Origin of the sequence: Pseudomonas sp. LRP2-20, assembly GCF_024349685.1 — a bacterium.
Classification (GTDB): Bacteria; Pseudomonadota; Gammaproteobacteria; order Pseudomonadales; family Pseudomonadaceae; genus Aquipseudomonas.
In genome coordinates this window covers 165882-188901 of record NZ_AP025944.1, presented here as the reverse complement: position 1 = coordinate 188901, position 23020 = coordinate 165882, and the positions used below count along the sequence as shown (strand labels likewise).

General features: G+C 62.4%; 4 protein-coding genes. 2 read left to right on the top strand and 2 right to left on the bottom strand.

Going from position 1 to position 23020, the window contains the following annotated elements; all coding sequences use genetic code 11:
- The first annotated feature begins 148 nt into the window (after positions 1-148).
- Entirely contained in the window at positions 149-18796 is an 18648-nt protein-coding gene (locus tag OCX61_RS00695; RefSeq protein ID WP_261944375.1) for an immunoglobulin-like domain-containing protein, read from the top strand.
- Between the two features lie 157 nt (positions 18797-18953).
- Positions 18954-19295 (top strand): tryptophan synthase subunit beta, encoded by a 342-nt coding sequence (locus OCX61_RS00690; RefSeq protein WP_261944249.1) that lies wholly within the window; start codon positions 18954-18956, stop codon positions 19293-19295.
- A gap of 104 nt (positions 19296-19399) precedes the next feature.
- Here the strand turns inward: OCX61_RS00690 and OCX61_RS00685 are convergent, their stop codons facing one another.
- Both OCX61_RS00685 and OCX61_RS00680 read right to left on the bottom strand, forming a co-directional pair.
- On the bottom strand, positions 19400-20776 hold the full coding sequence (locus tag OCX61_RS00685; protein ID WP_261942208.1) for an HlyD family type I secretion periplasmic adaptor subunit: 1377 nt from the start codon (positions 20774-20776) through the stop codon (positions 19400-19402).
- Complete coding sequence (locus OCX61_RS00680; RefSeq protein ID WP_261942207.1) at positions 20766-22922, bottom strand: type I secretion system permease/ATPase; 2157 nt, start codon at positions 22920-22922, stop codon at positions 20766-20768. Before OCX61_RS00680 ends, OCX61_RS00685 begins: the two co-directional genes overlap by 11 nt.
- Positions 22923-23020: the final 98 nt, after the last annotated feature.

The window sequence follows — 23020 nt, the reverse complement described above, 5'->3', positions numbered from 1 at the left end:
TTGGCATAAAGTTAATTCCAACCAGTTATAGCCAATTAATTGACGCCAAAAACTTCAGACATATTAATGACACAATTCCGCCTGATGCGGCGCCGCAGACGCCGATCTGAGCAGGGACGTCCCATCATCGGGTAAGCCGGAGAGTCCAATGAGCAGCGTTGTTGCCATCGTCAAGAGCATTGTTGGCCAGGTCATCGCAGTATCCCCAGAAGGCATCCGGCGCGTACTCATCGAGGGCGATCGCCTGTTCGCGGGCGAGCAGGTACTCACGGGCGTGGGCGGGGCCGTTACCCTCGAATTGGCCGATGGCCGCCTGCTCGACCTGGGCCGCGACACCCAATGGAGCGCCGAAGCGCCGGACAGCAGCACTGACTTGGGCCAGGCCGCAGCACAGGCCGCCCCGTCGGTTGAAGAACTGCAGCAGGCGATCGCCGCCGGTGTCGACCCGACCACACAGCTCGAAGCCACGGCTGCCGGCCCTTCGGCGGCAGGCGGAGGCGGCGCGGCAGGCGGCGGCCACAGCTTCGTGATGCTCGACGCAACGGCCGGCAGCGTGGACCCGACCATCGGTTTCCCCACTGCCCCGATAGGCTTCGCCACTGCGGCGAGCACCGAGCAGACCGGGGGCGTCGATAGCGCCACCAGTACGGCGGTCACGATGATCGCCACCGATCTCACCCTCAGCGCCACCCCTTCCATCACCGAAGCGGGTGGCGTGATCGTTTACACCGCCACTGTTGGCCAGGCTCCGGCGACCAACCTGACCGTGACCCTGTCGAACGGCGCGGTGATCGTCATTCCGGCCGGCCAGACCACCGGCACCGTCAACGTACCGGTTGCCGGGAACGACACGCCGTACATCGATGGCGGGCAGATTTCCACCACCGTGACCGGTACCACCGGCGGCGGCAACGTAATCGTGACCTTGCCGCAGACGCCGGCAGTGACCGAGATCACCGACACCATCGACACCACCACCGCCACCCTGACCGCGTCGCCTAGCGTGACCGAGGGTGGCGTGATCACCTACACCGTGACCCTGAGCAATCCTGCCCAGACTCCGGTGACCGTGACCCTGTCGAATGGTCAGACCATCACCGTCGAAGCTGGCAAGAGCACCGGTAGCGTCGATTTCCAGACGCCGGCCAATGATGTCTACAACAACGGCTCGACCGTCAGCACCACCATCACCAGTGCCACTGGCGGCAACTTCGAGCAACTGACGCCGAACCCGGCGCCTGCCGAAACCGTCATCAGCGACTCGATCGACACCACCACCGCCACCCTGACCGCGTCGCCTAGCGTGACCGAGGGCGGCGTGATCACTTACACCGTGACCCTGAGCAACCCTGCCCAGACTCCGGTGACCGTGACTCTGTCCAATGGCCAGACCATCACCGTCGAAGCTGGCAAGAGCACCGGTAGCGTCGATTTCCAGACGCCGGCCAATGACGTCTACAACAACGGCTCGACCGTCAGCACCACCATCACCAGTGCCACTGGCGGCAACTTCGAGCAACTGACGCCGAACCCGGCGCCTGCCGAAACCGTCATCAGCGACTCGATCGACACCACCACCGCCACCCTGACCGCGTCGCCTAGCGTGACCGAGGGCGGCGTGATCACTTACACCGTGACCCTGAGCAACCCTGCCCAGACTCCGGTGACCGTGACTCTGTCCAATGGCCAGACCATCACCGTCGAAGCCGGCAAGACTGTAGGCAGCGTCGATGTGCCGACAGCCGCTAACGACGTCTACAACAACGGTTCGACAGTCAGCGTCAGCATCGAGAAAGCCGAAGGCGGCAACTTCGAAGCCCTGACTGCCGACAAGACCCCAGTCGAGACCGTCATCAGCGACTCGATCGACTCCACTACCGCTACGCTGACCGCCACCCCAGGCATCACCGAAGGCGGTGTGATCACTTACACCGTGACCCTGAGCAATCCGGCTCAGACCGCCGTGACCGTGACCTTGTCGAACGGCAAGACCATCACGGTCGAAGCCGGCAAAACTGTGGGCAGCGTCGATGTACCGACAGCCGCTAACGACGTCTACAACAACGGTTCGACAGTCAGCGTCAGCATCGAGAAAGCCGAAGGCGGCAACTTCGAAGCCCTGACTGCCGACAAGACCCCAGTCGAGACCGTCATCAGCGACTCGATCGACACCACTACCGCTACGCTGACCGCCACTCCAGGCATCACCGAAGGTGGCGTGATCACCTACACCGTGACGCTGAGCAACCCAGCTCAGACCGCCGTGACCGTGACCTTGTCGAATGGCAAGACCATCACCGTGGATGCCGGCAAGACCGTAGGCTCTGTCGATGTACCGACAGCGGCCAACGACGTCTACAACAACGGTTCCACCGTTTCGGTTTCGATCGAGAAGGCTGAGGGCGGCAACTTCGAAGCCCTGGCTGCCGACAAGACCCCGGTCGAGACCGTCATCAGCGATTCGATCGACACCACTACTGCGACCCTTTCGGCGACCCCAGGCATCACCGAAGGTGGCGTGATCACTTACACCGTGACCCTGAGCAACCCAGCTCAGACCGCCGTGACCGTGACCTTGTCGAATGGCAAGACCATCACCGTCGACGCCGGCAAGACTGTAGGCAGCGTCGATGTACCGACAGCCGCTAACGACGTCTACAACAACGGTTCCACCGTTTCGGTTTCGATCGAGAAGGCTGAGGGCGGCAACTTCGAAGCCCTGGCTGCCGACAAGACCCCGGTCGAGACCGTCATCAGCGATTCGATCGATACCACCACTGCGACCCTTTCGGCGACCCCAGGTATCACCGAAGGTGGCGTGATCACCTACACCGTGACGCTGAGCAACCCAGCTCAGACCGCTGTGACCGTGACCTTGTCGAATGGCAAGACCATCACCGTGGAAGCTGGCAAGACCGTGGGCTCTGTCGATGTACCGACAGCGGCCAACGACGTCTACAACAACGGTTCCACCGTTTCGGTTTCGATCGAGAAGGCTGAGGGCGGCAACTTCGAAGCCCTGGCTGCCGACAAGACCCCGGTCGAGACCGTCATCAGCGATTCGATCGACACCACTACCGCTACGCTCACCGCCACTCCAGGCATCACTGAAGGTGGCGTGATCACCTACACCGTGACCCTGAGCAATCCGGCCCAGACCCCGGTGACCGTGACTCTGTCCAACGGTCAGACCATCACCGTCGAAGCCGGGAAGAGCACCGGTAGCGTCGATTTCCAGACGCCCGCCAACGACGTCTACAACAACGGTTCGACAGTCAGCGTCAGCATCGAGAAAGCCGAAGGCGGCAACTTCGAAGCCCTGACTGCCGACAAGACCCCAGTCGAGACCGTCATCAGCGATTCGATCGACACCACTACCGCTACGCTCACCGCCACTCCAGGCATCACTGAAGGTGGCGTGATCACCTACACCGTGACCCTGAGCAATCCGGCCCAGACCCCGGTGACCGTGACTCTGTCCAACGGTCAGACCATCACCGTCGAAGCCGGGAAGAGCACCGGTAGCGTCGATTTCCAGACGCCCGCCAACGACGTCTACAACAACGGTTCGACAGTCAGCGTCAGCATCGAGAAAGCCGAAGGCGGCAACTTCGAAGCCCTGACTGCCGACAAGACCCCAGTCGAGACCGTCATCAGCGACTCGATCGACACCACCACTGCGACCCTTTCGGCTACCCCAGGTATCACCGAAGGTGGCGTGATCACCTACACCGTGACCCTGAGCAACCCAGCTCAGACCGCCGTGACCGTGACCTTGTCGAATGGCAAGACCATCACCGTCGAAGCCGGCAAGACTGTAGGCAGCGTCGATGTGCCGACAGCCGCTAACGACGTCTACAACAACGGTTCGACAGTCAGCGTCAGCATCGAAAAAGCCGAAGGCGGCAACTTCGAGGCCCTGAATGCCGACAAGACCCCAGTCGAAACTGTCATCAGCGACTCGATCGACACCACTACCGCTACGCTGACCGCCACTCCAGGCATCACCGAAGGTGGCGTGATCACCTACACAGTGACGCTGAGCAACCCAGCTCAGACCGCTGTGACCGTGACCTTGTCGAATGGCAAGACCATCACCGTGGAAGCTGGCAAGACCGTAGGCTCTGTCGATGTACCGACAGCGGCCAACGACGTCTACAACAACGGTTCCACCGTTTCGGTTTCGATCGAGAAGGCTGAGGGCGGCAACTTCGAAGCCCTGGCTGCCGACAAGACCCCAGTCGAAACTGTCATCAGCGACTCGATCGACACCACTACCGCTACGCTGACCGCCACTCCAGGCATCACTGAAGGTGGCGTGATCACCTACACCGTGACCCTGAGCAATCCGGCCCAGACCCCGGTGACCGTGACTCTGTCCAACGGTCAGACCATCACCGTCGAAGCCGGGAAGAGCACCGGTAGCGTCGATTTCCAGACGCCCGCCAACGACGTCTACAACAACGGTTCGACAGTCAGCGTCAGCATCGAGAAAGCCGAAGGCGGCAACTTCGAAGCCCTGACTGCCGACAAGACCCCAGTCGAGACCGTCATCAGCGACTCGATCGACACCACCACTGCGACCCTTTCGGCTACCCCAGGTATCACCGAAGGTGGCGTGATCACCTACACCGTGACCCTGAGCAACCCAGCTCAGACCGCCGTGACCGTGACCTTGTCGAATGGCAAGACCATCACCGTCGAAGCCGGCAAGACTGTAGGCAGCGTCGATGTGCCGACAGCCGCTAACGACGTCTACAACAACGGTTCGACAGTCAGCGTCAGCATCGAAAAAGCCGAAGGCGGCAACTTCGAGGCCCTGAATGCCGACAAGACCCCAGTCGAAACTGTCATCAGCGACTCGATCGACACCACTACCGCTACGCTGACCGCCACTCCAGGCATCACCGAAGGTGGCGTGATCACCTACACAGTGACGCTGAGCAACCCAGCTCAGACCGCTGTGACCGTGACCTTGTCGAATGGCAAGACCATCACCGTGGAAGCTGGCAAGACCGTAGGCTCTGTCGATGTACCGACAGCGGCCAACGACGTCTACAACAACGGTTCCACCGTTTCGGTTTCGATCGAGAAGGCTGAGGGCGGCAACTTCGAAGCCCTGGCTGCCGACAAGACCCCAGTCGAAACTGTCATCAGCGACTCGATCGACACCACTACCGCTACGCTGACCGCCACTCCAGGCATCACCGAAGGTGGCGTGATCACCTACACCGTGACCCTGAGCAATCCGGCCCAGACCCCGGTGACCGTGACTCTGTCCAATGGTCAGACCATCACCGTCGAAGCTGGCAAGAGCACCGGTAGCGTCGATTTCCAGACGCCGGCCAATGACGTCTACAACAACGGCTCCACCGTCAGCACCACCATCACCGGTGCCACTGGCGGCAACTTCGAGCAACTGACACCGAACCCGGCGCCTGCCGAAACCGTCATCAGCGATTCGATCGACGCCACTACCGCTACGCTGACCGCCACTCCAGGTATCACCGAAGGCGGTGTGATCACTTACACCGTGACCCTGAGCAATCCGGCTCAGACCGCCGTGACGGTCACGCTGAGCAACGGCAAGACCATCACCGTCGAAGCCGGCAAGACCGTGGGTTCTGTCGATGTGCCGACGGCGGCCAACGACGTCTACAACAACGGCTCCACCGTTTCGGTTTCGATCGAGAAGGCTGAAGGCGGCAACTTCGAAGCCCTGAATGCCGACAAGACCCCGGTCGAGACCGTCATCAGCGATTCGATCGACACCACCACTGCGACCCTTTCGGCTACCCCAGGTATCACCGAAGGCGGCGTGATCACCTACACCGTGACCCTGAGCAACCCGGCTCAGACCCCCGTGACGGTTACGCTGAGCAACGGCAAGACCATCACCGTCGAAGCCGGCAAGACCGTGGGTTCTGTCGATGTGCCGACGGCGGCCAACGACGTCTACAACAACGGCTCCACCGTTTCGGTTTCGATCGAGAAGGCTGAGGGCGGCAACTTCGAAGCCCTGGCTGCCGACAAGACCCCAGTCGAAACTGTCATCAGCGACTCGATCGACACCACTACCGCTACGCTGACCGCCACTCCAGGCATCACCGAAGGTGGCGTGATCACCTACACCGTGACCCTGAGCAATCCGGCCCAGACCCCGGTGACCGTGACTCTGTCCAATGGTCAGACCATCACCGTCGAAGCTGGCAAGAGCACCGGTAGCGTCGATTTCCAGACGCCGGCCAATGACGTCTACAACAACGGCTCCACCGTCAGCACCACCATCACCGGTGCCACTGGCGGCAACTTCGAGCAACTGACACCGAACCCGGCGCCTGCCGAAACCGTCATCAGCGATTCGATCGACGCCACTACCGCTACGCTGACCGCCACTCCAGGTATCACCGAAGGCGGTGTGATCACTTACACCGTGACCCTGAGCAATCCGGCTCAGACCGCCGTGACGGTCACGCTGAGCAACGGCAAGACCATCACCGTCGAAGCCGGCAAGACCGTGGGTTCTGTCGATGTGCCGACGGCGGCCAACGACGTCTACAACAACGGCTCCACCGTTTCGGTTTCGATCGAGAAGGCTGAAGGCGGCAACTTCGAAGCCCTGAATGCCGACAAGACCCCGGTCGAGACCGTCATCAGCGATTCGATCGACACCACCACTGCGACCCTTTCGGCTACCCCAGGTATCACCGAAGGCGGCGTGATCACCTACACCGTGACCCTGAGCAACCCGGCTCAGACCCCCGTGACGGTTACGCTGAGCAACGGCAAGACCATCACCGTCGAAGCCGGCAAGACCGTGGGTTCTGTCGATGTGCCGACGGCGGCCAACGACGTCTACAACAACGGCTCCACCGTTTCGGTTTCGATCGAGAAGGCTGAGGGCGGCAACTTCGAAGCCCTGACTGCCGACAAGACCCCGGTCGAGACCGTCATCAGCGATTCGATCGACACCACTACCGCTACGCTGACCGCCACTCCAGGCATCACTGAAGGCGGCGTGATCACCTACACCGTGACCCTGAGCAATCCGGCCCAGACCCCGGTGACCGTGACTCTGTCCAATGGTCAGACCATCACCGTCGAAGCTGGCAAGAGCACCGGTAGCGTCGATTTCCAGACGCCGGCCAATGACGTCTACAACAACGGCTCCACCGTCAGCACCACCATCACCGGTGCCACTGGCGGCAACTTCGAGCAACTGACACCGAACCCGGCGCCTGCCGAAACCGTCATCAGCGATTCGATCGACGCCACTACCGCTACGCTGACCGCCACTCCAGGTATCACCGAAGGCGGTGTGATCACTTACACCGTGACCCTGAGCAATCCGGCTCAGACCGCCGTGACGGTCACGCTGAGCAACGGCAAGACCATCACCGTCGAAGCCGGCAAGACCGTGGGTTCTGTCGATGTGCCGACGGCGGCCAACGACGTCTACAACAACGGCTCCACCGTTTCGGTTTCGATCGAGAAGGCTGAAGGCGGCAACTTCGAAGCCCTGAATGCCGACAAGACCCCGGTCGAGACCGTCATCAGCGATTCGATCGACACCACCACTGCGACCCTTTCGGCTACCCCAGGTATCACCGAAGGCGGCGTGATCACCTACACCGTGACCCTGAGCAACCCGGCTCAGACCCCCGTGACGGTTACGCTGAGCAACGGCAAGACCATCACCGTCGAAGCCGGCAAGACCGTGGGTTCTGTCGATGTGCCGACGGCGGCCAACGACGTCTACAACAACGGCTCCACCGTTTCGGTTTCGATCGAGAAGGCTGAGGGCGGCAACTTCGAAGCCCTGACTGCCGACAAGACCCCGGTCGAGACCGTCATCAGCGATTCGATCGACACCACTACCGCTACGCTGACCGCCACTCCAGGCATCACTGAAGGCGGCGTGATCACCTACACCGTGACCCTGAGCAATCCGGCCCAGACCCCGGTGACCGTGACTCTGTCCAATGGTCAGACCATCACCGTCGAAGCTGGCAAGAGCACCGGTAGCGTCGATTTCCAGACGCCGGCCAATGACGTCTACAACAACGGCTCCACCGTCAGCACCACCATCACCGGTGCCACTGGCGGCAACTTCGAGCAACTGACACCGAACCCGGCGCCTGCCGAAACCGTCATCAGCGATTCGATCGACGCCACTACCGCTACGCTGACCGCCACTCCAGGTATCACCGAAGGCGGTGTGATCACTTACACCGTGACCCTGAGCAATCCGGCTCAGACCGCCGTGACGGTCACGCTGAGCAATGGCAAGACCATCACCGTCGAAGCCGGCAAGACCGTGGGTTCTGTCGATGTGCCGACGGCGGCCAACGACGTCTACAACAACGGCTCCACCGTTTCGGTTTCGATCGAGAAGGCTGAAGGCGGCAACTTCGAAGCCCTGAATGCCGACAAGACCCCGGTCGAGACCGTCATCAGCGATTCGATCGACACCACCACTGCGACCCTTTCGGCTACCCCAGGTATCACCGAAGGCGGCGTGATCACCTACACCGTGACCCTGAGCAACCCGGCTCAGACCCCCGTGACGGTTACGCTGAGCAACGGCAAGACCATCACCGTCGAAGCCGGCAAGACCGTGGGTTCTGTCGATGTGCCGACGGCGGCCAACGACGTCTACAACAACGGCTCCACCGTTTCGGTTTCGATCGAGAAGGCTGAGGGCGGCAACTTCGAAGCCCTGACTGCCGACAAGACCCCGGTCGAGACCGTCATCAGCGATTCGATCGACACCACCACTGCGACCCTTTCGGCTACCCCAGGTATCACCGAAGGCGGCGTGATCACCTACACCGTGACCCTGAGCAACCCGGCTCAGACCCCCGTGACGGTTACGCTGAGCAACGGCAAGACCATCACCGTCGAAGCCGGCAAGACCGTGGGTTCTGTCGATGTGCCGACGGCGGCCAACGACGTCTACAACAACGGCTCCACCGTTTCGGTTTCGATCGAGAAGGCTGAGGGCGGCAACTTCGAAGCCCTGACTGCCGACAAGACCCCGGTCGAGACCGTCATCAGCGATTCGATCGACACCACCACTGCGACCCTTTCGGCTACCCCAGGTATCACCGAAGGCGGCGTGATCACCTACACCGTGACCCTGAGCAACCCGGCTCAGACCCCCGTGACGGTTACGCTGAGCAACGGCAAGACCATCACCGTCGAAGCCGGCAAGACTGTGGGCAGCGTGGATGTGCCGACAGCCGCTAACGACGTCTACAACAACGGCTCCACCGTTTCGGTTTCGATCGAGAAGGCTGAAGGCGGCAACTTCGAAGCCCTGACTGCCGACAAGACCCCGGTCGAGACCGTCATCAGCGATTCGATCGACACCACTACCGCTACGCTGACCGCCACTCCAGGCATCACTGAAGGCGGTGTGATCACCTACACCGTGACCCTGAGCAACCCGGCTCAGACCCCCGTGACGGTTACGCTGAGCAACGGCAAGACCATCACCGTCGAAGCGGGCAAGACTGTGGGCTCTGTCGATGTACCGACGGCGGCTAACGACGTGTACAACAACGGTTCGACTGTCAGCGTCAGCATCGAGAAAGCCGAAGGCGGCAACTTCGAAGCCCTGACTGCCGACAAGACCCCGGTCGAAACTGTCATCAGCGATTCGATCGACACCACTACCGCCACCCTGACCGCGTCGCCTAGCGTGACCGAGGGCGGCGTAATCACCTACACCGTGACCCTGAGCAACCCAGCACAGACCGCCGTGACCGTGACTCTGTCGAATGGCAAGACCATCACCGTCGAAGCCGGCAAGACTGTGGGCTCTGTCGATGTACCGACGGCGGCCAACGACGTCTACAACAACGGTTCGACTGTCAGCGTCAGCATCGAGAAAGCCGAAGGCGGCAACTTCGAAGCCCTGACTGCCGACAAGACCCCGGTCGAGACCGTCATCAGCGACTCGATCGACGCCACTACCGCTACGCTGACCGCCACTCCAGGCATCACTGAAGGCGGCGTGATCACCTACACCGTGACCCTGAGCAATCCGGCCCAGACCCCGGTGACCGTGACTCTGTCCAATGGTCAGACCATCACCGTCGAAGCTGGCAAGAGCACCGGTAGCGTCGATTTCCAGACGCCGGCCAACGACGTCTACAACAACGGTTCCACCGTTTCGGTTTCGATCGAGAAGGCTGAGGGCGGCAACTTCGAAGCCCTGACTGCCGACAAGACCCCGGTCGAGACCGTCATCAGCGACTCGATCGACACCACCACTGCGACCCTTTCGGCTACCCCAGGTATCACCGAAGGTGGCGTGATCACCTACACCGTGACCCTGAGCAACCCGGCTCAGACCGCCGTGACGGTTACGCTGAGCAACGGCAAGACCATCACCGTCGAAGCCGGCAAGACTGTGGGCTCTGTCGATGTACCGACGGCGGCCAACGACGTCTACAACAACGGCTCGACAGTCAGCGTCAGTATCGAGAAAGCCGAAGGCGGTAACTTCGAAGCCCTGACTGCCGACAAGACCCCGGTCGAAACCGTCATCAGCGATTCGATCGACACCACTACCGCTACGCTGACCGCCACTCCAGGCATCACTGAAGGCGGCGTGATCACCTACACCGTGACCCTGAGCAATCCGGCTCAGACCGCCGTGACGGTTACGCTGAGCAACGGCAAGACCATCACCGTCGAAGCCGGCAAGACCGTGGGCTCTGTCGATGTACCGACGGCGGCCAACGACGTCTACAACAACGGCTCCACCGTTTCGGTTTCGATCGAGAAGGCCGAAGGCGGTAACTTCGAAGCCCTGAATGCCGACAAGACCCCAGTCGAAACCGTCATCAGCGATTCGATCGACACCACCACTGCCACGTTGACCGCCACCCCAGGCATCACCGAAGGCGGTGTGATCACTTACACCGTGACCCTGAGCAATCCGGCTCAGACCGCCGTGACGGTCACGCTGAGCAACGGCAAGACCATCACCGTCGAAGCCGGCAAGACCGTGGGCTCTGTCGATGTACCGACGGCGGCTAACGACGTCTACAACAATGGCTCCACCGTTTCGGTCTCGATCGAGAAGGCTGAAGGTGGCAACTTCGAAGCCCTGGCTGCCGACAAGACCCCAGTCGAAACTGTCATCAGCGACTCGATCGACACCACTACCGCTACGCTGACCGCCACTCCAGGCATCACTGAAGGTGGCGTGATCACCTACACCGTGACCCTGAGCAATCCGGCCCAGACCCCGGTGACCGTGACTCTGTCCAACGGTCAGACCATCACCGTCGAAGCCGGGAAGAGCACCGGTAGCGTCGATTTCCAGACGCCCGCCAACGACGTCTACAACAACGGTTCGACAGTCAGCGTCAGCATCGAGAAAGCCGAAGGCGGCAACTTCGAAGCCCTGACTGCCGACAAGACCCCAGTCGAGACCGTCATCAGCGATTCGATCGACACCACTACCGCTACGCTGACCGCCACCCCAGGCATCACCGAAGGCGGCGTGATCACCTACACCGTGACCCTGAGCAACCCAGCACAGACCGCTGTGACCGTGACCCTGTCGAACGGCAAGACCATCACCGTGGAAGCCGGCAAGACTGTGGGCTCTGTCGATGTACCGACGGCGGCTAACGACGTCTACAACAATGGCTCCACCGTTTCGGTCTCGATCGAGAAGGCTGAAGGTGGCAACTTCGAAGCCCTGACTGCCGACAAGACCCCGGTCGAGACCGTCATCAGCGACTCGATCGACACCAGCACGATCACCCTGACAGCCACCCCAAGCGTCAGCGAGGGCGGCGTGGTGACCTACACGGCAACCGTGACAGCGCCGGTAACTGGCTCACCGCTGGTGATTTCGCTCGCCAACGGTCAGAGCATCGTCATCAAGGTCAACGAGACCAGTGGTTCCGTAGACTTCGTTGCGCCGAACAATGTCTACACCACCAATACACCGCTGACCAACAGCATCACCAGCGTGGCCGGCGGCAACTACGAGAAGCTGGTCACTGACGGTACCCCGACCACCACGGTCACCGATGACCCCTCGCACCTGGACACCACCGGGGTCAGCCTGACCGCCACCGGCACCGTCCAGGAAGGCGGCCAGATCACCTATACCGCCAAGCTGACCAACCCGGCCGGCAGCGAGATGAAGGTCACCCTCAGCAATGGCGCGGTCATCACCATCGCCAAGGGTCTGAGCGAAGGCACCGTCACCGTCGACGCGCCGAAGAACACGGTCTACGTCGACGCAGGTGAAGTGAAGGCAAGCATCACCGGCACCACTGGTGGTGACTTCGAGAACCTCAACATCAACACCAACCCGGTGGTCACCACCGTGACCGACTCGATCGACACTTCGACGGTCATCCTCAGCGCAACGCCATCGGTCACCGAAGGCGGCACCGTGGTGTACACCGCCACCGTCAGCGCCCCGGTTACCGGCAGCCCGCTGGTGATCACCCTGGCCAACGGCCAAAGCATCACCATTGGCCTCAACGAGACCAGCGGCTCGGTCAACTTCACTGCACCAAACAACGTCTACACCACCAACACGCCGCTGACCAACAGCATCACTGACGTCACCGGTGGCAACTACGAGAAGCTGGTCGCATCGGGAACCCCGAGCACCACGGTCACCGATGACCCGGCGAAACTGGACAACACCGGCCTGACGCTAACCGCAACCAACACCGTTGAAGAAGGCGGCCAGATTACCTACACCGCCAAGCTGACAAACCCGGCCGGCAGCGAGATGAAGGTCACCCTCAGCAACGGTGAAGTCATCACCATCGCCAAGGGCCAGAGTGAAGGCACCGTCACCATCGACGCACCGAAGAACACCGTGTACGTGGATGCGGGCAGCGTCAGTGCGACCATCAGCGGCACAACCGGTGGCGACTTCGAGCACCTGACCGTCAGCCCGAATGCCGCCGTCACGTCGGTGACCGACAGCATCGACACCAGCACTGTAGTCCTCAGCGCCACCCCGAGCGTGACCGAAGGCGGCGTCGTGGTGTACACCGCCACCGTCAGCGCACCGGTCACCGGCAGCCCGCTGGTGATCAGCCTGGCCAACGGCCAGAGCATCACCATCGGCGTCAATGAGACCAGCGGTTCGGTGAATTTCACCGCACCAAACAACGTCTACACCACCAACACCCCGCTGACCAACAGCATCACTGGCGTGACCGGCGGTAACTACGAGAAGCTGGTCACTGACGGTACCCCGACCACCACGGTCACCGATGACCCCTCGCACCTGGACACCACCGGGGTCAGCCTGACCGCCACCGGCACCGTCCAGGAAGGCGGCCAGATCACCTATACCGCCAAGCTGACCAACCCGGCCGGCAGCGAGATGAAGGTCACCCTCAGCAATGGCGCGGTCATCACCATCGCCAAGGGTCTGAGCGAAGGCACCGTCACCGTCGATGCGCCGAAGAACACCGTGTACGTGGATGCCAGCAGCGTCAGCGCGAGCATCACCGGCACCACGGGTGGTGACTTCGAGAAGCTGGCCGTCAGTGCCAAGCCGGCCGTGACCTCGGTCATCGACACCATCGACACCAGTACCGTGACCCTGACTGCCACGCCATCGGCTGTGGAAGGTGGCGTGATCACCTACACCGCCACGGTAACCGCACCCGTGACCGAGAAACCGCTGGTGATCAGCCTGGCCAACGGTCAGAGCATCACCATCGGCATCAACGAAACCAGCGGTTCGGTCAACTACACCGCGCCGAACAACGTCTACGCCACCAACCCGACGGTGACCAACAGCATCACCAGCGTCACTGGCGGCAACTACGAAAAACTGGTCACCACCGGTACCCCGAGCACCACGATCACCGATAACCCGAGCAACCTGGACACCACCAACGTCAGCCTGAGCGCTACCGGTACCGTCCAGGAAGGCGGCCAGATCACCTATACCGTCAAGCTGAGCAACCCGGCCGGCAGCGCCATGACCATCAACCTGAGCAACGGCTCGGTGGTCACCATTGCCAAGGGCCTGAGCGAAGGCACCGTCACCGTCGACGCGCCGAAAAATACCGTCTACGTGGATGCCGGCAGTGTCAGCACGAGCATCACCGGCACCACCGGCGGTGACTTCGAGAAGCTGAACGTCAGCGCGACCCCGGCGGTCACGGCCGTGACCGATACCATCGACACCAGCACCGTAACCCTGACCGCCACCCCAAGCGTGACCGAGGGCGGCGTGGTCACCTACACCGCGACCGTGACCTCGCCGGTGACCGAGCATCCGCTGGTGATCAGCCTGGCCAACGGCCAGACCATCACCATCGGCATCAACGAAACCAGCGGTTCGGTCAACTACACCGCGCCGAACAACGTCTACATCACCAACACCCCGTTGACCAACAGCATCACCGGCATGACCGGCGGTAACTACGAGAAGCTGGTGGCCGTCGGCACGCCGAGCACCACGGTGAACGATGGTCCGAACACCAAGGACCTGACCACCCTGAGCCTGACGGCCACCCCGACCGTCGCCGAAGGCGGCCAGATTACCTACACCGCCAAGCTGACCAACCCGGCCGGCAGCGAGATGAAGGTCACTCTGAGCAACGGTGAAGTCATCACCATCGGCAAGGGCCTGAGTGAGGCCAGCGTGACGGTCAATGCACCGGGCGACGACCCTTACCTGGATGCCAGCACCCAGAAGGTCAACATCACCGGCTCCACGGGTGGCGACTTCGAGTTGCTGACCACCGATGCCACATATGCCGAAACCAAGGTCACCGACACCATCGACAACACCGGCCTGAGCCTGAGCGCGACCCAGACCGTTGCCGAGGGTGGCCAGATCGTCTACACCGCCACCTTGACCAACAAGGCCGGCACTGCCATGACCGTCACCCTGAGCAACGGCGCGGTGATCCACATCGATGCCGGCAAGAGCTCCGGCACCGTCACCGTCGCGGCACCGGCCGACGACGTGTACATCGATGCGGGCAACGTCTCGGCGACCATCACCGGCACCACCGGTGGCAACTTCGAGCAGCTGACCGTCAGCGACAAGCCTGCGGTCACCGCCGTGACAGACACCATCCAGACCACCACCCTGAGCATCAACGGCACCGCCGCAGTGGCCGAGGGCAGCACGGCGACCTACACCCTGACGCTGTCCAACCCGGCGCAGACCGACGTCACGGTGAAACTGAGCTATAGCGGTACCGCCAGCAACGGTGCCGACTACACCGGCGTGGTCAGCGTGGTGATCAAGGCCAACAGCTCGACGGCCACCTTCACCATCCCGACCATCAAGGACAACGTCACCGAAGGCCCCGAGCAGTTCACCGTCAAGATCGACTCGGCCACCGGCGGCAACTTCGAGAACCTGGTCGTCAGCGGCAGCGCCGGCAGCGCCACCACGGTCATCTACGAACCGGCCCCGGTGCTGGACCTGGACGCCAACGACTCCAGCGGCAAGGCCGGCGCCGACTACCAGACCACCTTCACCGAAAACGGCAAGGGTGTGTCGATCGGCGATGTCGACGTCAGCATCACCGACTACGACAGCTCGATGCTGACCGGCGCCACCGTGACCCTGACCAACCGTCAGCCAGGCGATGCGCTGAACCTGGGCAATAGCGTCAACGGCATCACCATCAATGCCAACAGCACCGACGGCAAGGTGGTGCTGACCCTGAGCGGAACCGCCTCGCTGGCCGACTACATCCAGGCGATCAAGAACATCACCTTCATCAACACCAGCGAAGACCCGAGCACCACGCCACGGATCATCACGGTGACGGTGACCGATGGTGTCAACACCTCCAACACCGCGACCACCACGGTCAACGTGATTGCCGTGAACGATGCGCCGACCACCACTGGCGGCGCGGTCACCGGCAACGAGGACACCGACCTGGTATTGGCCTGGAGCGACTTCAACGTCAGTGACGTCGATTCGCCGCTGAGCAGCCTGGGCGTGACCATCAACACCCTGCCGGGCGCCGGCAAACTGCAACTGCTGGTCGGCTCGACCTGGACCGACGTCAAGGCCGGCCAGACCATCAGCCAGGCCGACATCGCCGCCGGCAAGCTCAAGTTCGTGCCGGCCACCAACGAGTCGGGCGTCGACGGCTACGGCGGCACCGGTGTGGGCAACAAGCAGGCCGACTACGCGCAGATCAAGTACACGCCTACCGACGGCAAGGATGCGGGCACCCAGGCCACGCTGAAGGTCGATATCAAGCCGGTCGCCGACGCCCCGACGCTGAGCATCGGCAGCAACAGCGTCAACTCGCTGGGCCTGACCAAGGAAACCTGGACCTCGCTCAAGGACCTGGGCACCAATGGCAACGGCATCACCGGTGACGCGCTGAAGAACGTGTTCGCCAACTCTGGCAATGCCAGCAAGAGCGAACTGGTGAGCACGGTCGACAGCTCGGCCACGATCACCCCCGGCTCCGGCTCGAAGACGTCCGGCCTGATCTACCTGGAGGCCGGCAAGACGTATACCTTCAGCGGCACCGCCGACGATAGCCTGCAGATCGTCGTGGGTGGCAACAACGTCGCCGGCGCGACCTGGGGCTCGGCCAGCGGCAAGATCAGCGGCAGCTTCACGCCGACCACCAGCGGCTACTACACCCTGGAGATCTACAGCGCCAACCAGGCCGGCCCTGGCAGCCTGGACGTCAACATCCAGGTGGGCAGCGGCGCGGTCACCGACCTCAATAGCGCCAACATCCCGATGTACCCGAACGTTGCCGCGCTGGCCAACGCTGGCGTCACCGTCTCCGACTTGCATGGCAGCAACGGCGTGGGCTACTACGACGGCTACAAGCTCAACGAAGGCGGCGAGAACGGCGCACCGATCAAGCTGGTGAGCATCAACACCGCACTGACCGACACCGACGGTTCGGAATCCCTGAGCGTCAAGCTCTCGGGCATCCCGGCAGGCTCGGTGCTGGCCGACAGCGCAGGCCACACCCTCACCGTGGGCAGCGAAGCCGTCGACGTGACTGGCTGGAACCTTGGCAGCCTGACCATCAAGCCACCGGCCTACTACCAGGGCCAGTTCGACGTGAAGGTCAGCTCGACCTCGAGCGAAAACGTTGGTGGCAGTGCTGCGACCACCGAGGGCACCATCAAGGTCACGGTCTACCCGCAGACCTATACCACCAGCAACCTGTCGGCGGAAAACGACACCATCAACGGCACGGATGGCAACGACATCATCGTGTCGGACGTCAACGGCCTGCACGTGGTGCCGGGGCAGAACTACAACATCGCCTTCATCGTCGACACCTCGGGCTCTATGGGCTCGTCGGGCGTGAGTGCGGCCAAGTCTTCGCTGGAGTCGGTGTTCAAGACCCTGGCCGCCAGCGTCAAAGGCGCCCAGTCGGGTGTGGTCAACATCCTCCTGGTGGACTTCGCCACCCAGGTCAAGAGCACGGTCTCGGTGACCCTCAACGACGCGGGCCTGAAAACCCTGCTCGCGGCGCTGAACACCCTGTCGTCCGGCGGCGGCACCAACTACGAAGATGCCTTCAAGACCACCGCCAACTGGTTCGAGGCGCTCAAGGCAGCGGGCAGCACCGGCAGCAACCAGACGTTCTTCATTACCGACGGGCAGCCGACGTACTACCAGTACAACGAAAAGACCAACCCGACGCTGGCCAACAGCAGCGTCACCCTGGACAGCTACCTGTCGTCGATCAACTACAAACTGGGTGATACTGTTACCAACAGCACCGTGGACAGCAGGACCCGCGTGTCCATCGACTCCGACGGTTCCATCACCATCCAGTACAAGAACAGCAACAACGGCAGCTGGCGTACCTATGAAACCGGCTCCCTGCACGCCCAGGGCGACGGCACCTATGAGATGTCGACCCGGGGCGGTACCGGCAGCAGCACCAACGACGCCACCCTGGCCAATTCGCTGGACAGCTTCAAAATCCTCTCGGGCCTGTCCGACGTCGAAGCGATTGGCCTGAACAGCGGCGTCAACGCCAACGACCTGAAGCCATACGACACTGATGGCAAGCCGCAGACCAACATCGACCCGAGCAAGCTCGCCGATGCCATCCTCGGCCACACCGAGGCCACACTACCGGGCAATGACACGGTCAACGGCGGCGACGGCAACGACATCATCTTCGGCGACCTGGTGACCTTCCCGTCCATCGCCGGTACCGGCGTCGAGGCCATCCAGGCCTATGTCGCCAGCAAGACCGGGGTCGACGCCGGTGACGTGGACGCACGGGCGATGCACCAGTACGTCAGCGAGCACTACACCGAGTTCGACATCTCCGGGGCCAACGACGGCAGCGACACCCTGATCGGCGGCGCAGGCAATGACATCATCTTCGGCCAGGGTGGCAACGACTACCTCGATGGCGGCAAGGGCAATGACATCCTGCTCGGCGGCAGCGGCAACGACACCCTCATCGGCGGCCAGGGCAATGACATCCTGATCGGTGGCAGCGGTGCCGACCTGTTCGTGTGGAAGGCGGGTGATGTCGGCAACGACGTGATCAAGGACTTCAAGGCCAGTGAGGGTGACCGCCTCGACCTGCACGACCTGCTGCAGGGCGAGACGGCCAGCACCATCGACAACTACCTGAAGATCACCACCGCGGCAGATGGCTCCTCGACCTTGCAGGTCAGCTCCGACGGCAAGCTCAATGCCGGCGGCAGCGCCGACGTGACCATCAAGCTCGAAGGCGTGAACTGGTCGAACACCACGGTCAATTCGCTGATCAGCGGTGCCGACCCGACCATCAAGGTCGATCACTGATCCCCGTCCCGCGGTGGCCAGCCCTGGCCACCGCGGGGGCGGCCTTCCCTGCCACCCTCGCGCAGCGCATACTCACGCGCCGGGCGCACCTGCCTGGTGAACTTTGCCTATGCTGCGGATTACCAACTAAGGAACCATCGTGACGAGGGACGACGCCATGTTCTACGTGCAACGCGACGCCGACGGCCAGTTGCTGCGGGTAGAAGCTGCCCCCTATGCCGAATTCACGGAAATGCTCCCGGCCGACCATGCCGACATCCTCGAATGGTTTGCCGACGACGTGGTCGAGACCAGCCTGCGCCAGCTCAAGCAGAGCGACCTGGACATGATCCGCGTGCTGGAGGACCTGATCGACGTGCTGACCACCAAGGGTGTAATCAGCATCACCGACCTGCCCGCTGGTGCCCAGGCCAAGCTGCTCAACCGCTCCACCGCGCGCAAAGCGCTGGGCAGCTTGAACAACCTGATCCAGGAAGATGAAGACACTGGGTTGATCTGAGGCCCTCTTCGCGGGTAAACCCGCTCCCACAGGGATCGTGCGGCTCTCAAGGCCTGCGCAGGACCTGTGGGAGCGGGTTTACCCGCGAAGAGGCCGGTACAGGCTCAACGCTCGCGCAGGGCCTCGGTGCGAGCCTTGATGATCGGCTTGAGCAGATAGCTCATGATGGTCTTCTTGCCGGTCTTGATGTCCACTGTGGCGACCATCCCGGGGATGATTTGCAGCGGTTTGGCGTCGCTGCCCAGGTGGCTCTTTCCGGTGCGCAGGCGGATCGGGTAGTAGGTGGTCTTCTTGTCTTCGTCGGTGATGGTGTCGGCGCCAATCTGCTCAAGCTTGGCCTCAAGGCCGCCGTAAATGGTGTAGTCATAGGCGGTGAATTTGACCATGGCTTCCTGCCCCGGGTGCAGGAACGCGATGTCCTTGGGCAGGATCTTCGCCTCGATCACCAGCGAATCGTCCAGCGGCACGATCTCGATGATGTCGCTGCCCGGCTGGATCACCCCGCCGATGGTGTTGACCAGCAGTTGCTTGACGATGCCGCGCACCGGTGAAGTGACCAGCGTACGGTTGACCCGGTCATCCAGTGCCTTGGTGGTGGCAGTGGCCTTGTTCAGGTCGGTGCGGGCCTCGTTGAGTTGAGTCAGGGCGTCGCTGCGGAACTTGCCGCGGGTTTCCTCGATCTTGCTCTGCACTTCCTTCACCGCCGCCTCGGCGCGGGGGATGGCCAGTTCGGTGGCGTCCAGCTCGCCGCGGGTTTCCACCTCGGAACGGCGCAGGCGCAGGATCTCGACCTGAGAAATCGCCCCCTTGGCCACCAGCGGTTCGGACATGCCGATCTCCTGGCGCAACAGCTGCAGGCTATTGGCGTACTGGGCGTGCTTGGAATTGAACTCGCGCAACTCCTGCTGCTTCTGCACCAGCTGCTGCTGCAGGCCGTTGACCTCGTCATTCAACTGCTGACGCCGGCTGGCATACAGCGACTCTTCGCTGGCCGCCTGGCTGGGCGCGGCCTCGCGCAGCTTATCGTCGATCTTCAGCGGGGTGTCATCGACCTCGGCGCTCAGGCGCTCGACGCGCAGGGCCATGGCCACGCGTTCGGCCTCGGTCTCGCCCTTGTTAGAGATGAAGCGCGTTTCGTCCAGGCGCAGCAAGGGCTGACCGACTTCCACCACCTCCCCTTCCTTGGCGAAAATTTCGGCGACGATGCCGCCCTCAAGGTTCTGGACTTTCTGCACCTTGGACGAGGGAATGGCCTTGCCCTCGCCGCGGGTGACTTCGTCGATGGGCGCGAAGCTGGCCCAGACGATCAGGAACAGGAAGAACGCGATCACCCCCCAGATTGTCAGGCGCACCACGCGCGGGGCGTCCTCGATAAGCGCCTTGTTGACCTCGGGAAGCGGCTGCCCGTGCAGCGACTCCGAGCCCTTGAAGTAACGGCGCAGCTGTTCCTTGAACTGACCGATATCAAGCTTATGCAACACTGATCTGCCCCTTCTTCAGTGCATCCATGACAGCGGTTTTCGGGCCGTCGGCAACTACCTGACCACGGTCGATGACGATCAACCGGTCGACCAGCGTCAACAGCGAGGCGCGGTGGGTGACCAGCAGCACGGTCTTGCTCTCGATCACCGCCTGCAGGCGCTGCTTGAGGCGCTCTTCGCCGGTATTGTCCATGGCCGCAGTGGGCTCATCGAGCAGCAGGATCTGCGGGTTGAGCAGCAGTGCCCGGCCCAGGGCCACGTTCTGTCGCTGGCCGCCGGACAGGTTCTGCCCGCGCTCGCCGACCTGCAGCTCGTAACCGTCCAGGTGCAACCGGGCGAACTCGTGCACGCCGGACAACTCGGCAGCCTGCAGGATCATATCGTCCTCGATGTAACGCGCACCGCTGACCAGGTTGTCGCGCAAGGTACCGGCCAGCAGCTGGATGTCCTGGGGCACGTAGCCGATATTGTGGCGCAGCTCGCTGACATCGATCTGGCGGATATCCACGCCGTCGACCAGCAGCGAACCGTTGTCCGCCTCGTACAGGCCGACCAGCAGCTTGGCCAGGGAGCTTTTGCCCGAGCCGCTGCGACCGATGATGCCGACCTTTTCGCCGGGGCGAATGCTCAGGCTGATGTTCTTCAGGGCCTGGTTCTGCTGGTTGGGGTAAGTGAAATCGACGCCACGGAACTCGATCGCACCCTGCAGCACCTGGCGGCTGAGCGGGCGCTCCTCGAAGTTGCGCTCCTGGGGCAGCTCCATCATCTGGTCGGTGGCGGCCATGGTCACCTTGGCCTGCTGGTAGCGCGCCAGCAGGCCATTCAACTGGCCAAGCGGGCCTAGGGCGCGACCGCTGAGCATGTAGCAGGCAACCAGCCCGCCCATGCTCAGGCTGCCATCGATGATCAGGTAGACCCCCACGCAGATCATCGCCACGCCTGCCAGTTGCTGGATCAGCAAGGTGATGTTCATGGCCAGGCCCGACAGCACCTTTACCCGCAGTTCCAGGCGGCTGAGAGTGCCAAGGGTCTGCTCCCACTTGTACTGGCGTTCGCTTTCGGCGTTGTTGACCTTGACCGCATCCAGCCCGGCCAGGGTTTCGATCAGGCTGGACTGGCGTTCGGAGGCCAGCGCCATGGTCCGTTCCATGGTCGCCATCAGCGGCTTCTGCAGGGCATAGCCGATGCCGAGGGCCAACGGGAAGGCGAGCACCGGAATCCATACCAGGTGGCCGCCGATGATGCCGATGACCATGAGGATGATCAGGGTAAACGGCAGGTCGATCAGGCTGGTGAGGGTCAGCGACGCGAGGAAATCGCGCAGGCCCTGGAATTCATGGATGTTCTGCGCGTAGCTGCCGACCCTGGCGGGGCGATACTTCATGGCCATGCCGACGATGCGCTCGAACAGCGTGGCCGAGATGATCAGATCGGCCTTCTTGCCGGCCAGGTCCAGGCACAGGCTGCGCAGGCCCTTGAGGATCAGGTCGAAGATGTAGGCCCCGGTAATGCCCACCGCCAGCACCCAGAGGGTCGAGGTGGCCTGATTGGGCACTACCCGGTCGTACACGTTCATGACGAACAACGGTGCAGCCAGGGCAATCAGGTTGATCACCAGGCTGGCCGCGATGGCGTCGATGTACAGCCACTTGCTGCGCAACAAGGTGTCGCGGAACCAGGACTTGGCGCGCGGGATGAGGTTGCCGTGGTTGACGTCGTACTTGTGCTGCGGCTGGGCGAAGAATACCCGGCCGCTGTAGTCACTGATCAGGGCTTCCCGGCTGACCAGCACTTCGCCACCGTCGCTTTCGCTGAGCAGCAGGCGCGCGGTTTCAGGGTTTTCCCAGCCGAGCAGGACGGCGGCGCGGCCCTCCTTGAGCAGCAGCATGGCCGGCATGGCAATAGAGGGTATCTGCTCCAGCTTGCGCTGCAACAGGCGGCCCTGAAGGCCCGCCCGAGCTGCGGCACGGGGCAGCAACTCAGGGCTCAGGCGCTGAGCTGGCAGGGGCAATCCGGTGGTCAGCATCACCCGGCTGGCGGGTTTCTGGTGCAGCACGCAAAGGGTCAGCAGACAGTCCAGCAGGGGATCGTCGTGCTGACTTCGCGGATCGTGGCTGAGCTGGATTCTTCTGACGTCGGATTCCACGTGGCGCTCTTCCTTGCAGGAGTGGGGAATTCCCCTTCATCAATTGCCTGTTGTTCTTCCAAGCAGACGGCAGCAAAAACCGAAGATTCCATTACGGC

What these genes read in the sequence shown, in the direction of transcription:
- OCX61_RS00695 (WP_261944375.1), top strand. Translation starts at nt 149, where the DNA reads ATGAGCAGCGTTGTTGCCATCGTCAAGAGCATTGTTGGCCAGGTCATC.
- OCX61_RS00690 (WP_261944249.1), top strand. Translation starts at nt 18,954, where the DNA reads ATGTTCTACGTGCAACGCGACGCCGACGGCCAGTTGCTGCGGGTAGAA.